This window comes from Limnospira sp. PMC 1279.21 (genome assembly GCF_032349615.1).
GTDB classification, from domain to species: Bacteria; Cyanobacteriota; Cyanobacteriia; order Cyanobacteriales; family Microcoleaceae; genus Limnospira; species Limnospira fusiformis.
In genome coordinates this window covers 18,149-32,277 of record NZ_JARPLU010000043.1, presented here as the reverse complement: position 1 = coordinate 32,277, position 14,129 = coordinate 18,149, and the positions used below count along the sequence as shown (strand labels likewise).

Here is a 14,129-nt window from a genome sequence, read left to right as displayed (position 1 = left end):
TGGTTCAGACGATTACACTTGTGGACGGGGTGCTGCCGACAGTCCCGGACGAAGCAAGAAATAAACATCAAGATCCGGCTATGTCCGGTTTTGTTTAAGTTTTATAGAGCAGATTTGATCATGTCTCAAAAGAACGAAACAGCCATTCTGATTGTAGCCTTGCTGCTTACCGGAGGATTATTAGCCGTGGGGTATTTTGCCTTTACCCAGTGGCAATCACAAACAGAGGCAGGTATGACAACATCTCCGACTTCCCCAACAGCTAGGAATGACTCCCGACCTAGGGCGATTAGTGGTGGGCAACAGTTATTGGTTGCCAGCACAACTTCCCCCGCTAAACAAGAGGGAATTGAGGCGATCGCTGCCGGAGATTATTCTAGGGCTGTTTCCCAGTTGGAAGCCTCCCTACAGCAAAATCGCAATGATCCAGAAGCCCTAATTTATCTCAATAATGCCCGCATTGGTGCTGGACAGTCCCATACAATAGCCGTTTCTGTTCCTATCACTACCGCAGAAAATGCAGCCCAGGAAATCCTGCGGGGAGTAGCCCAGGCTCAAAATGAAGTTAACCAAGCCGGGGGTATTAACGGCGTTCCCCTGCGGGTGCTGATTGCTGATGATGCTAATAACCCTAGTGTCGCTGAACAAGTGGCTCAGTCTCTAGTCGCAGATGACCAGGTTTTGGGAGTCGTGGGGCATTTTGCTAGTGATGTGACTTTGGCTGCATCCCCCATTTATGAAAGGGGTCAATTGGTGGCGATTTCTCCCACCAGTACCTCGATGCAGTTATCTAGGGCGGGGAATTTCATTTTTCGGACTGTTCCCAGCGATCGCTTTACCGCTAATACCCTGACTAAATATATGGTAGATACCCTGAATCTGAACCAGGCGGCTATTTTTTATAACCAGGATAGTAGTTATAGTCGTTCCCTCAAAGATGAGTTTACTACCGCTTTATATGGAGATGGCGGCGCAGTCGTCGCAGAGATTAATCTGGCTGAGGGGAATTTTAATAGCTTTGATGCGGTAGAATCAGCTACGCGACAGGGTGCAGAGGCGATCGTATTATTGGCTAATACCGAAACTGTTAGTCAGGCTTTACAGGTGGTGCGTGTTAATGCTAGAAACTTACCTGTGTTGGGGGGAGATAGTCTCTACAGACCTGAAGTTTTACAGGTCGGAGGCGATAGTGAAGGCATGGTGGTCGCTATTCCCTGGCATATTCTTAGCCACACTAATTCCGCGTTTCCAGACGCGGCGACTCAGTTATGGGGTGGTGATATTAACTGGCGGACTACTATGGCTTATGATGCCACTAAAGCCTTGATTGCTGGTATTTCTGGAGATTCTAGCCGCCAGGGAGTCCAAAGGACACTATCAGAACCCGGTTTTTCCCCTAAGGGGGGTGGCGGAAATATCCGTTTTTTACCTTCTGGCGATCGCAACCAAGCCGCAGAATTGGTTAAGGTTGAACCCGGAAGGCGATCGGGATTGGGTTATGATTTTGTGCCACTTCCTTGATGTTAACCCCGTGCGTTTTTCGGTATAATTTACTGATAGCATAGTTTGGGCATAGTCATCAATAACAAACAAGGAGATGGGGGTTGTTTGGTCGCCAACTGATTTCTTTTCTATCATTATCTGGGTTCCGACCAAAATCTGATCTCGACAGAAAGGTTTGGCGATCGCATTTTCGGCTATTCATTGATAGGGCGATCGCTATCTTAATTCTCGCCAACCTCAGCTTAGTAGTTTTTGACTTTATCTACCTCAAAAACCGCCATTTATATATACGCATCGATGATTATCGCCAACAAATATCTAACACTCCCCAAAGGCAATATTTACAACTCGTAGATAATCTCCAGATCATCCTAGAACAGGAAGGCTTAAACTCTCCCCAAGTTGACCCTATCTTATCCGAAATTAGACAATCTAGCATCGAAATTCTCATAAAACAACCACCATTTCGGGTTCAAGACTCCCACGGAACTTTAGCAGTTATTAATAACCGACTCCGGGAACATCTCAACACCGATGACCTAGAAACAGCCATCAATACCTTTTGGAGTCGAGCATATTTCACTGATAATGGTTGGGAAAATTCCCTGAGATTTTTTAATATCAATTTACGACATCTATTTACACTATATGAACCCCAATTAAGCTATGATATAATTAAGGGAGTCGAAGCCTATCGACCCTCCCAAAGCTATCTGATGATTGTAGCAGACCTGAAAGCCATCTTAGAATATGAGGGTTTAGAATCCCCTCAAGTTGAACCCTTATTACAGCAGCTTCAGCAACTCAGCACTGAGATGATAGACCGCAGTTATATCCCCCAAATTGACAACACTTTAGGGTTAATCACTCATATCAAATATAGGATGGTCGAACATATCCACAGTAGCGATCCATCCACGACTAATCACTTAACACCCACCTTAAAATTTTTGTATTCAATTAGGGTGTTAAGTATCCTTGCACCCGAAGTTATTTGGGTAGAGCAGTCCTCAAGAGAAGCCTTTAGCACCTTCTGGAGTCTTGATAACTTCAGCCAAAAAGGATGGGAAACAGAACTAGATTTTTTTGACAGTCAAATAGCTAGTTTAATGCGTCAGATGTATTTCCGCCACCTGGGAATAAATGGCGAATTTATCGACCGTTTTTGGCTAGTTGATTTCCCTTGGGTAATCGTTTTTTGGCTGATTTTTCTCGTGGAACTCTCCTTTATTCGTCGTCGCCATCCCCAACTAGGGTTATGGCCATGTATTAGGATGATCTGGTATGACCTATTTTTACTGATTGGGGTTATTCGCCTAATTCGGATAATTCCAGTTATCATTCACTTAGAAAGAGCCAAATTACCTAATATGGCTACACTGAGGGCTCAAATTAAACTCAAAGTTATTGCTAGTTTTGGGAATGAATTAATCCAGGTAGTAGTTAACCAAAGCATTAGCCAACTCAAAGCAACTGTCAGCAGCGGAAAACTGCGAAAAATGATTTTTAAATCTCAACAAAAATCGATGAGTATCACCAAGCCAGAGAGTCCGAGTCAAGTCAAAGTAATTAGCCAACAATTATTAAAAGTTACTGCTTGTCATGTTTTACCAGAAATTCAACAGGACTTAGAAGCCTATCTTCATTATCAGGTCAGTCAGTCTGTTAAACAATCAGGAATTTATCGCCGTTTACAGAAAATTCCGGTGATTCGGAAACTTCCTGAACAGGTGAGTGATAATCTGGTCAAACGCATCGCCGCCCTTATCTCCCAGCAGCCACTAAAATCCTATTATGCCTCACAAAATAAACAACCAGATCCCATCGCGCAAGAATTGCAACAGCGATTAGTTAACCGTTTTTTAGATGTGTTACGTTCCGAACTCAAAAATAATGAGACTATCCAAGAAGTAGAATATATTTTAATTGACTTTTTAGACCAAGCCAAAATCAATAACGTTGAATCCGCACCACCGGACCCCGACACTCCGGCGCTAAAACCGGCGAACTTCCCAGATGAATTTGACTAAAATCAGATGTTTGCAATATTCCCTAAGATTCCCACAAACGTCGCCCTTTAGATCCTCCCAGTCGTTGGTGAGTGTCTCGCAACAGACGGGGAATATCTAAATTTTCAGGACAGCGGGGTAAACAGTCGCCGCAGTCGGTACATCGATCGCCTCTACGTCCAGGAAACCAATGTCCGGCATTCTCAAACATACCATAGCGATACTTACCAAATTCCGTCATATCGTAGGCGATCGCCAAATTTCGCAATCTCAGGACTTCCGGGATATTAATCAGTTCAGGACATGGTAAACATTCATAACACTGTTTACAGGTATCGGTTGCTAATGTTTCCTCTAAGGCGGTTTCCAGAGCCATGAGGGCGCTTTGTTCCGACTCCGTGAGGGATTCTACAGAATCGGCTACTTGCAGCGGTAAATCCAATTCTTGCGGGTTAGCGGCTCCTAAACTGAGGGTAGTAATGCGGCGATCGCTCAATAGGAATCGATAATTCAAGTGCAGGGGTGAAAATGGATCGCATAGCTGAGTTAACTTAGCTGGGGGGGTGTAGAGTCTTCCCCCTTTATCGGCTGGGGAAATAATGAAAATCCCCATATCCTTTTGAGATGCTAGGGTGATGGCGGGAGCATGGCGCTGGAAAAAATAGTAATAATGGAGATTGACAAACTCAAAGCGATCGCTATTAATGGCTTCCAGAATCACCTCAACCGGAGCATGGGTCGAGAACCCCAGATGTCTGACCCGTCCATCTGCAATGGCTCTGTCAATACCCACAATACCAGCGATCGCCTCCGTGAGATGTTCGGGGGTATTAATACCATGAATCGCCAAACCATCGAGATAGTCAAGATTCAGCCTAGTTAGGGAATCATCGATCGCCTTTTCTAAAGCATCAGGATCAGACATGGGTGGGATCTTGGTAGTAATATAAAGCTGCGATCGCTCCACAGGTAGACCACCCAGCCAACTCGCTCCCAGATACTCCTCACTTTTGCCATAACCTTTGGCAGTCTCTATATGGTTAATTCCCATAGAAACTGCCCTTTCTATGGTTTGGTGGGCATTTTCCGGGGATGCTAAATAGCGCATCGTCCCCAGGGAAAATACTGATAGGGATAAATTGGTTTTACCAAAGCGTCGATAACGCATGATTTTAGTTATTGAGCTTCGTCTTTGCGAAAATCGGCTCGTCTAATCAACTCTTCTGGACTCAGGTTAGCGACAAAATCGCGAAAGGCGCGTCTTTCGGCTTCGTCAGCATCACGATCAACAGGGATAGAAGCATCAGCGATGACTTCTTCCATGACCCAGATGGGGCTATCGGTACGCAGTGCAATGGAAATAGCATCAGAAGGACGCGCATCAATTTCTTTACGATTCTCCCCTTGACGTACAATCAAGACAGCATAAAATGTATTGTCTTGGAGGGAGTGAATCACAATCCGCTCTAAAACCATATCCCAGGTTTCCATGAGATTGACAAATAAATCATGGGTTAGGGGTCGGGGGGGTTGATGGTTTTCCAAAGCGCCGATTATCGATTTAGCCTGATCCTGACCGATAAAAATAGGTAAGGCTCGTCGCTCAGACGCATCTCTGAGTAAAACAATAGGGCTGCGTGTGGTAGCGTCTAGTGCAATTCCGGCGACTTTCATTTCAATCATCGGTTCAGCCTCGATAAAATACGATAGACAAACAACAAGTGGTTAGACCCGCCAGTAAGAATCCAGCAATTCCAGTATGCCTTGATTTTTACCCGAATTGACGACAATTGCTCCGAAATTGTGGACAGCCCGGATGTGAATATGGTCAAACAATGCCGCATAATTAACTGGTGTTAGCCTAAAAATCTAGGTGTAATGGGGATTCTAGCTTACCGGGAAGGTAATCGCTAGGGGTTTTGGTGGTCATGGGAATTACCACCTCGGTGATTGGTTTTGTTTGTTTAACGTTCACTTGATACGGGAAAAAAGTTATGTTTACCGGATTAATTCAGGCCTTGGGGACGATTGAGAGTTTGGGGCGATCGCGTTTTCAGATCGATTGTCAGGTGGGTGCAATTGATCTGATTTTGGGGGATTTGGCGATCGGTGATAGTGTCGCGGTTAATGGGGTTTGTCTAACAGTGGTGGAAATTATGCCCCGTGGCTTGGTGGCGGAGGCTTCCCCGGAAACTTTGGGTCGGACTACTTTGGGTAGTAATTTAAATGGTTATGTGAATTTGGAGGCTTCCCTGCGTGCGGGAAGTAAGTTGGGAGGACATTTTGTTACGGGTCATGTTGATGCGATCGCCACTCTCGAGGCGGCGGTGTCTGTGGGGAATTCCTGGGAAATGCGTTTTGTTCCCCCCAGTGATGCTGGTCTGTGGAATCAACAGATTGCTCCCTATTTGGTTGCTAAGGGTAGTATTGCTGTTAATGGGGTGAGTCTGACTATTTCCGAATGCGATCGTCATAGTCGTTGGTTTGCAGTCGCTGTTATCCCTCACACCTACCAAAATACTAATCTTTGCACCTTGGAAACTGGTAGTTTAGTCAACTTGGAAGCCGATATTTTGGGTAAATATGTCGCCAAACTTCTCAGTATAAATTCCACCGATTCCCTGAATATTTATCATCAGCAATCTCTCACAGCCACCCCAGAAATTACCCCAGAATTTCTCAGCGAACATGGTTTTAATTAGTCCATCAATTAATTATTAGTCAAAAAAAAGCCCCCCACCAATGGTGGAGGACTTGCAACTAATTACCTAACATTAGGGTTCAGTTTAACCGAACTTACCAGCAGTTGAGGCAATTAGGAAGGCTGCATAGGTGAGGATATAGCCAACCGTGAAGTGAGCTAAACCAACAACGCGAGCTTGAACGATGGACAGAGCCACTGGCTTATCTTTCCAGCGAACCAGGTTCGCCAAAGGAGTGCGCTCATGAGCCCAAACAATGGTCTCGATGAGTTCTTGCCAGTAACCACGCCAGGAAATCAGGAACATGAAACCAGTTGCCCAAACCAAGTGTCCGAACAGGAACATCCAGGCCCAAACAGAGAGGTTGTTAGTTCCGAAGGGGTTGTAACCATTGATTAACTGGGAAGAGTTCAACCACAGATAATCGCGGAACCATCCCATCAAGTAGGTAGAAGATTCGTTGAACTGAGCAACGTTACCTTGCCAGATACCCAGGTGCTTCCAGTGCCAGTAGAAGGTTAACCAGCCCAGGGTGTTGAGCATCCAGAACATAGCTAGGTAGAAGGAATCCCAAGCGGAGATGTCGCAAGTACCGCCACGGCCGGGGCCATCACAAGGGAAGGCATAGCCGAAGTCTTTTTTGTCGGGCATCAGCTTGGAACCACGAGCATCCAACGCACCTTTGACCAGAATCAGGGTGGTGGTGTGCAGACCGAGAGCGATCGCATGGTGAACCAAGAAATCGCCAGGGCCGATGGTTAGGAACAGAGAGTTAGTGCCGGAGTTGATGGCATCCAGCCAGCCAGGCAACCAAACGTTACCGTAGTTAGGCCAAGCAGTGGTGGCAATGCTTTCAGGATTGGAAAGCAGCACATCCATTGCATAAACCGCTTTACCATGAGCAGCCTGAATGAACTGAGCGAACACAGGCTCAATCAGGATTTGCTTTTCAGGAGTACCGAAGGCGACCACAACATCGTTATGGACATAAATGCCTAAGGTGTGGAATCCGAGGAACAGAGACACCCAGCTCAGGTGAGAGATGATTGCCTCTTTGTGATCCAAAACGCGAGCTAAAACGTTACCTTTGTTTTGCTCAGGATCATAGTCACGAACCAGGAAGATAGCGCCGTGAGCAAAAGCACCGACCATTAAGAAGCCAGCAATGTACTGATGGTGCGTGTAAAGAGCAGCCATCGTGGTGTAGTCCTTAGCAATGAAAGCATAAGGAGGAATGGAGTACATATGCTGGGCAACCAGGGAGGTGATTACACCCAGACAAGCCAAGTGCCATCCTAACTGGAAGTGGAGAGAGTTGTTATAGGTCTCATAAATGCCTTGGTGAGGCATATTAAAAGGACCTTCGAGACGACGACCAAAGAAGTCTTTGGCATCGCACATTTCTTTGATGCTGTGACCGATTCCGAAGTTAGTCCGGTACATATGACCCGCAATGATGAAAATCACTGCGATCGCCAGATGGTGGTGAGCCATATCGGTCAGCCACAGGGACTCGGTTTGGGGATGAAATCCACCTAAGAAAGTCAGAATTGCAGTCCCTGCACCTTCAGAAGTACCGAACACATGACGAACGGTGTCAGGATTCTGAGCGTAAACTCCCCAGTTACCAGTAAAGAAGGGAGCCAAACCCGCCGGGTGAGGCAGAGTGCTCAAGAAGTTATCCCAACCCACGTGCTGTCCGCGAGATTCGGGGATAGCGACGTGAACCAAGTGACCAGTCCAAGCCAAGGAACTAACACCGAACAGACCTGCCAAGTGGTGGTTCAAACGAGATTCAGCGTTTTTGAACCAGGACAGACTGGGGCGGTACTTGGGTTGCAGGTGCAACCAACCAGCAAACAGGAACACTGCAGCCAGTAAAAGCAGGAAGATAGAACCTTGGTAGAGGTCTCCATTGGTCCGCATCCCGATGGTGTACCACCAGTGGTAAACACCAGAGTATGCGATATCAACCGGGTTAGAAGCGCCAGCTTGGGTAAATGCGTCAACAGCGGGTTGCCCAAATTGGGGGTCCCAAATGGCGTGAGCGATGGGACGTACATTTAAGGGATCTTTGATCCACTGTTCAAAATTGCCTTGCCAAGCGACGTGGAACAGGCTGCCAGAAGTCCAGAGAAAAATGATGGCGATGTGTCCAAAGTGAGAGGCAAAAATCTTTTGGTAAAGATTCTCCTCGGTCATTCCATCATGAGTCTCAAAATCATGGGCTGTGGCAATCCCGTACCAAATCCGACGAGTGGTCGGATCTTGAGCCAAATCCTGGCTAAATTTTGGGAATTTCGTTGCCATAAGTCCTAACTAAATGGTGTTCTCATTAAGTCCGCCCTGGGAAATCGAGGTAGTTACCCCGATTCCCGAGCGAAGAACCCTCATCCTACGGAGATGATGCGGGCGAGGAAGAATGCCCAGGTGGTGACAATTCCCCCCAGAAGGTAGTGAGCTACTCCCACCGCACGACCCTGAATGATGCTCAGAGCGCGAGGTTGGATGGCTGGAGCCACTTTGAGCTTGTTGTGTGCCCAAACAATAGACTCGATTAGTTCTTGCCAGTAGCCACGGCCACTGAACAGGAACATCAGGCTGAAAGCCCAGACAAAGTGAGCCGCCAAGAACATCAAGCCGTAGGCTGAAAGGGCTGACCCATAGGAGTTGATTACCTGAGAGGCTTGCGCCCACAAGAAATCACGCAACCATCCATTAATGGTAATAGCACTTTGGGCAAAATTGCCATTGGTAATGTGACTAATCGTGCCGTCAGAGGCGACGGTTCCCCAAACGTCAGACTGCATCTTCCAACTGAAGTGGAAAATCACAATTGACAGGGAGTTATACATCCAGAACAAGCCAAGGAATACATGGTCCCAACCAGATACTTGGCAGGTGCCGCCACGACCAGGGCCGTCGCAGGGGAAGCGGAATCCCAACTCGCTTTTATCGGGAATTAGGCGAGAACTGCGGGAGTACAGAACACCTTTGAGCAGAATTAAAACGGTCACGTGAATGGTGAACGCATGGATGTGGTGAACCATGAAGTCCGCCGTACCCAATGCGATCGGCATCATTGCGACCTTGCCACCCACAGCAATTACATCACCGCCAAAGGCAGGACTAACGCTGGCGAGGGCATTGGGGGCTGTATTGCCCGGTGCTAGGGTGTGCAGGTTTTGCACCCACTGAGCAAAGATAGGTTGCAGTTGAATTCCTGTGTCAGAGAACATATCTTGGGGACGACCAAAGGCACGCATGGTGTCGTTATGGACGTACAGCCCAAAGCTATGGAAGCCCAGGAAGATACAAACCCAGTTTAGATGAGAGATGATGGCATCCCGATGACGGATTACCCGGTCTAGCAAGTTGTTAACATTCTTAGCCGGATCGTAATCCCGCACCATAAAGATGGCAGCGTGAGCACCAGCACCCACAATACAGAATGCTCCAATCCACATATGGTGAGTGAACAGAGACAGTTGAGTGGGGTAGTCTGTTGCGATATAGGGATAGGGAGGCATGGCATACATGTGGTGAGCCACAATGATGCTCAAGGAACCCAACATCGCTAAGTTAATAGCTAGTTGAGCGTGCCAAGAAGTTGTCAGAATTTCATAGAGCCCTTTGTGACCTTCTCCAGTGAAGGGGCCTTTGTGAGCTTCTAATAATTCCTTCATGCTATGGCCAATACCCCAGTTCGTCCGGTACATATGACCGGCAATGATGAATAGAACTGCTAGAGCTAGGTGGTGGTGAGCTGTATCGGACAGCCACAAACCGCCAGTCTGAGGATTTAAACCACCCTTAAAGGTTAGGAAGTCTGCGTAAACTCCCCAATTTAAAGTGAAGAATGGGGTTAGTCCTTGCTTAAAGCTGGGATACAGTTCCGCCATCAAGCTGGAGTTCAGAATGAACTCATGGGGCAAGGGGATGTCTTTAGGAGCCACCCCGGCATCTAGCAGCTTGTTAATTGGCAAAGACACATGAATTTGGTGTCCAGCCCAACCCAAGCAGCCTAAGCCCAATAGTCCAGCTAGGTGATGGTTCATCATCGACTCCACATTCTGGAACCATTCCAGTTTGGGAGCACGTTTATGGTAGTGGAACCAACCAGCGAACAGCATTAGACCCGCCATCACCAATGCACCGATCGCTGTGCAGTAGAGTTGGAACTCGTTGGTGATACCGGAAGCTCGCCATAATTGGAACAATCCAGAAGTGATCTGGATGCCCTGGAAGCCACCACCTACATCGGCATTCAAAATTTCTTGGCCAAAGATGGGCCATACAACTTGTGCGCTCGGTTTAATCCCTGTTGGGTTTGTTAACCAAGCCTCGTAGTTGGAAAACTTCGCGCCGTGGAAATATGCACCACTCAGCCAAATGAAGATTACTGCCAGATGGCCGAAGTGAGCGCTAAAGATTTTGCGCGAAATATCTTCTAAATCGCTGGTATGACTATCGAAGTCGTGAGCGTCGGCGTGCAGGTTCCAAATCCAGGTTGTCGTACTTGGACCTTTGGCAAGATCGCGGCGAAAATGACCGGGTTTTCCCCACCTTTCAAAAGAGGTAGGAGTTGGGTCTTTGTCTACCGTGACCTTGGCTTTTACCTCCCGCTCTGGAGGACTGATGGTCATTTAGACTCTCCTCTCCGTATCACAAATAACAAAATATTGTTGCAGATTCTGAAACGGGATTTTTAAGCCCCTTCATCATCCTTCACAAAAGTTTAGAGTGTTCTTAACCTTTGTTGGGGGCAACAACAAACCCTTAGTTTTGCCTTGGGCATTTAAAGGCATATTATAACGACAACTGTAGCTGCTGTCTACAACAGTTTTTGATTCTGCCGTCAGCTGCTGCTGTCTGTAAATTGTATATCATCTTTCCGAGTCACATGGGGGAGTCGGTAACAATAATTAAGAATTCCTAAAACCCCTATAAAATCTTGGATTTAGCCCATATCAGCCGAAAAACTCTGTAAAGATCTGCATTGAACCGTTACAAAACTTAAAATTTGCTGCCATCAACTACTTTTATATACAGTTGGTAGCGGGACCAGTCGCTGGATCATGGCAGCTCCTGGACATAGATAAAAATGTTAAGGATAATCAGCATTTTATCAATATGTGTTTGACATATATATTAAGGATCGGATCTGTTTTGGGCTATAGTTGCATACAATACGGTTTCTTTGCACGATTTGGGTTTTAGGAGTTTATTTAATTGTGTCTGTGAACAAGTTCTGGTGGACTCCCATCAAAAAACTGCTGACTATTTTACTCGTCGCAGTAATCACGTTTCAGATGACTGGGTGTGGTGACTCTGAACCCACCGATCCATCAATTACCCAGACTCCATCATCAGCGAAAACTGTTAAGCAGAGTATTTCGGAAGTATCACCCCCAGATATCATTCAAAAATTACACCCAGCCCTCGATCGCTATCAACCTCAAGTCCAAATTCTTAGTCCTCAACCCGACCAATTGCTAGAGGATAATAATGTCACAGTCCAACTACAAGTTTTGGACTTCCCCACCTTCCGAGACGAAAAACTAGGTGATGGTCCCCACTTACATTTAATTATTGACAACGACAGCGATCGCGATATTTACAATCCCACGGAACCGATTATCCTATCAGACCTCAAACCAGGAACCCATACCCTGCGAGTTTTTGCGGTCTATCCCTGGGGCGAAAGTTTCAAAAATGATGGTTCAAGCGCGATCGCCACATTTCACATTTACACCAAAACCCCCAATAACAACCCAGATCCCAACCTTCCCTTACTTACCTATAACCGTCCCCAAGGAACCTATGGTGCTGAACCCATTTTGCTGGACTTCTATTTAGACAACGCCCCCCTACATTTAATCGCCCAGGAAGATCCAGAAGATGAAATCATCGATTGGCGTATCCGCGTCACCGTCAACGGCGAAAGTTTTATTATCGATCGCTGGGAACCCATATATTTAAAAGGATTCCAACCCGGTAAAAACTGGGTACAACTGGAATTTTTAGGCGAACTCGGAGAACCCCTTAATAACGTCTACAACAACACCGCGAGAGTTCTCACCTACGACCCCAAAAACCAAGATACTCTATCTAAACTGATTCGCGGTCAATTATCCCTATCCCAAGCTAGAAGTTTAGTTGATGCGAACTATACCAGTCCAACTTTAGCCCCCTCTCCTGAAATTGAGGAAATATCAGAACCTGAACCTATAGTTGAGGAACAGGAAGTCTCAGAACCCGAACCTATAGTTGAGGAAGAGGAAGTCTCAGAACCCGAACCTATAGTTGAGGAACAGGAAGAGGAAATATCAGAACCTGAACCTATAGTTGAGGAACAGGAAGAGGAAATATCAGAACCTGAACCTGTAGTTGAGGAAGAGGAAGTCTCAGAACCTGAACCTATAGTTGAGGAAGAGGAAGTCTCAGAACCTGAACCTGTAGTTGAGGAAGAGGAAGTCTCAGAACCTGAACCTGTAGCCCCAAGGGAACCTTTACCCCCAGAAAATCCCACATCAGAAAGTTCCGAACCAGTAGCCGGAAACCAATTACAGAAACTTGGGCAAAACTTGGAACTACCCAAATCTTCCAATAACGACTCGGAAACGCCAATTTTAGAGAAAATTAAAAACTTTTTCAGCAGCTTTGAGATTCCCGGATTAACTAAAATAGAAACGAAACCGGGGACTCCAGCCGCCTTACCTAAAATTGTGCGAGACCAACCAGAAACTGAAACCAGGGAAGCACCTGTAACCGAGAGCGAATCAAGCGATCGCTTCAAGTAAACCGCCGCCATAAACATCACTTACTATCATGATTATGAGTAATTCCCAACCGACTCAAAAACCCATAGAATACTACCAATGGCGTGGGTATCAATGCGCCTATGAATTTCATCCCTCATCTTCCGAAAAATCCGCAGATATTCCCCTACTATTAATCCATCCTATTGGAGTAGGATTATCTCGGCGTTTTTGGTATAGATTTTGTGAGAAATGGCAGGGATATAATAACCCCATATATAGCCCAGACCTGCTGGGGTGTGGGGAAAGTGATAAACCAGCAGTAGCTTATCAAACCACAGACTGGGCGGAACAACTACAGTGTTTAATTGAAACAGTAATCAAGCAGCCAGTGATTTTAGTAGCACAGGGTGCTTTATTACCAGTGGCGATCGCCCTCAGTAAAACATACCCAGAAAGTGTGCGGGGAATAGTGTTATCAGGTCCCCCAGCTTGGCGAGTCATGACCGAGGCTTCATCACCCACTAAACAGCGTCTATTGTGGAACCTATTTTTTGATACCCCAGCTGGGCGACTCTTTTGGAATTATGCTTGTCGGGAACAGTTTTTACAGTCTTTTTCAATTAAACAATTATTTGCTGAAGCCAAAGATGTTGATCGCGAATGGTTAGACCTGTTAGCAATAGGTTCAAAAGACCCCAAAAGTCGCTATGCAGTCTTTTCATTTTTAGCAGGATTTTGGCGACAAGACTATACCCAAGACATGGCAAATTTGACTCAGCCGACCCTGGTGGTGTTTGGCGAAAAAGCCTCTAGTATTAGTCGCAGTGGGAAGTCAGAAACAGTAGATAATCGTGGGCAATTCTACGAAAAAGGATGGAAAAAATCCAAGTCTATAGTAATTCCGGGTCGTAATGTTTTACCATACGAAAAAACCGAAAGTTTTGTCAAAGTTACCCATGATTTTGTCAATAATATAAATTAATTCATCCACCCCTATAAGTTGGGGGCGGGTTTATTTAGACCGCCATTAATCACCACAATTCACGATGGTTGGGGGCGGGTTTATTTAGACCGCCATTAATCACCACAATTCACGATGGTTGGGGGCGGGTTTATTTAGACCGCCATTAATCACCACAATTCACGATGGT

At 46.2% G+C, this 14,129-nt stretch carries 9 protein-coding genes; 5 read left to right on the top strand and 4 right to left on the bottom strand.

Going from position 1 to position 14,129, the window contains the following annotated elements:
* The first annotated feature begins 120 nt into the window (after window positions 1-120).
* Complete coding sequence (locus P5683_RS09065) at window positions 121-1,521, top strand: ABC transporter substrate-binding protein (protein ID WP_006670099.1); 1,401 nt, start codon at window positions 121-123, stop codon at window positions 1,519-1,521.
* Window positions 1,522-1,604: 83 nt separating this feature from the next.
* Window positions 1,605-3,533: a hypothetical protein gene (locus tag P5683_RS09060; RefSeq protein WP_315639700.1), complete on the top strand. Its 1,929-nt coding sequence runs from the start codon at window positions 1,605-1,607 to the stop codon at window positions 3,531-3,533.
* 22 nt (window positions 3,534-3,555) lie between these two features.
* Here P5683_RS09060 and P5683_RS09055 read toward each other — a convergent pair whose 3' ends face one another.
* Together P5683_RS09055 and P5683_RS09050 are read right to left on the bottom strand one after the other, a co-directional pair.
* On the bottom strand, window positions 3,556-4,680 hold the full coding sequence (locus P5683_RS09055) for an aldo/keto reductase (protein ID WP_006621384.1): 1,125 nt from the start codon (window positions 4,678-4,680) through the stop codon (window positions 3,556-3,558).
* Between the two features lie 8 nt (window positions 4,681-4,688).
* Window positions 4,689-5,195 carry a bifunctional nuclease family protein gene (locus P5683_RS09050; protein ID WP_006619830.1) on the bottom strand — a complete coding sequence of 169 codons (507 nt, stop codon included), beginning with the start codon at window positions 5,193-5,195 and terminating at the stop codon, window positions 4,689-4,691.
* 311 nt (window positions 5,196-5,506) lie between these two features.
* On the opposite strand from P5683_RS09050, the gene P5683_RS09045 reads away from it, so the two are divergent.
* Window positions 5,507-6,214, top strand: coding sequence for a riboflavin synthase (locus P5683_RS09045; RefSeq protein ID WP_006670106.1), 708 nt, complete (start codon window positions 5,507-5,509; stop codon window positions 6,212-6,214).
* Window positions 6,215-6,298: 84 nt separating this feature from the next.
* Here P5683_RS09045 and psaB read toward each other — a convergent pair whose 3' ends face one another.
* Together psaB and psaA are read right to left on the bottom strand one after the other, a co-directional pair.
* Window positions 6,299-8,524: a photosystem I core protein PsaB gene (psaB, locus tag P5683_RS09040; RefSeq protein WP_006670107.1), complete on the bottom strand. Its 2,226-nt coding sequence runs from the start codon at window positions 8,522-8,524 to the stop codon at window positions 6,299-6,301.
* A gap of 80 nt (window positions 8,525-8,604) precedes the next feature.
* Window positions 8,605-10,860 carry a photosystem I core protein PsaA gene (gene psaA / locus P5683_RS09035; RefSeq protein WP_006621388.1) on the bottom strand — a complete coding sequence of 752 codons (2,256 nt, stop codon included), beginning with the start codon at window positions 10,858-10,860 and terminating at the stop codon, window positions 8,605-8,607.
* Window positions 10,861-11,448: 588 nt separating this feature from the next.
* Between psaA and P5683_RS09030 the strand changes: the two genes are divergently transcribed.
* Together P5683_RS09030 and P5683_RS09025 are read left to right on the top strand one after the other, a co-directional pair.
* Window positions 11,449-13,017: a hypothetical protein gene (locus P5683_RS09030; protein WP_035758717.1), complete on the top strand. Its 1,569-nt coding sequence runs from the start codon at window positions 11,449-11,451 to the stop codon at window positions 13,015-13,017.
* 28 nt (window positions 13,018-13,045) lie between these two features.
* Window positions 13,046-13,960 (top strand): alpha/beta hydrolase, encoded by a 915-nt coding sequence (locus tag P5683_RS09025; RefSeq protein ID WP_315639703.1) that lies wholly within the window; start codon window positions 13,046-13,048, stop codon window positions 13,958-13,960.
* Window positions 13,961-14,129: the final 169 nt, after the last annotated feature.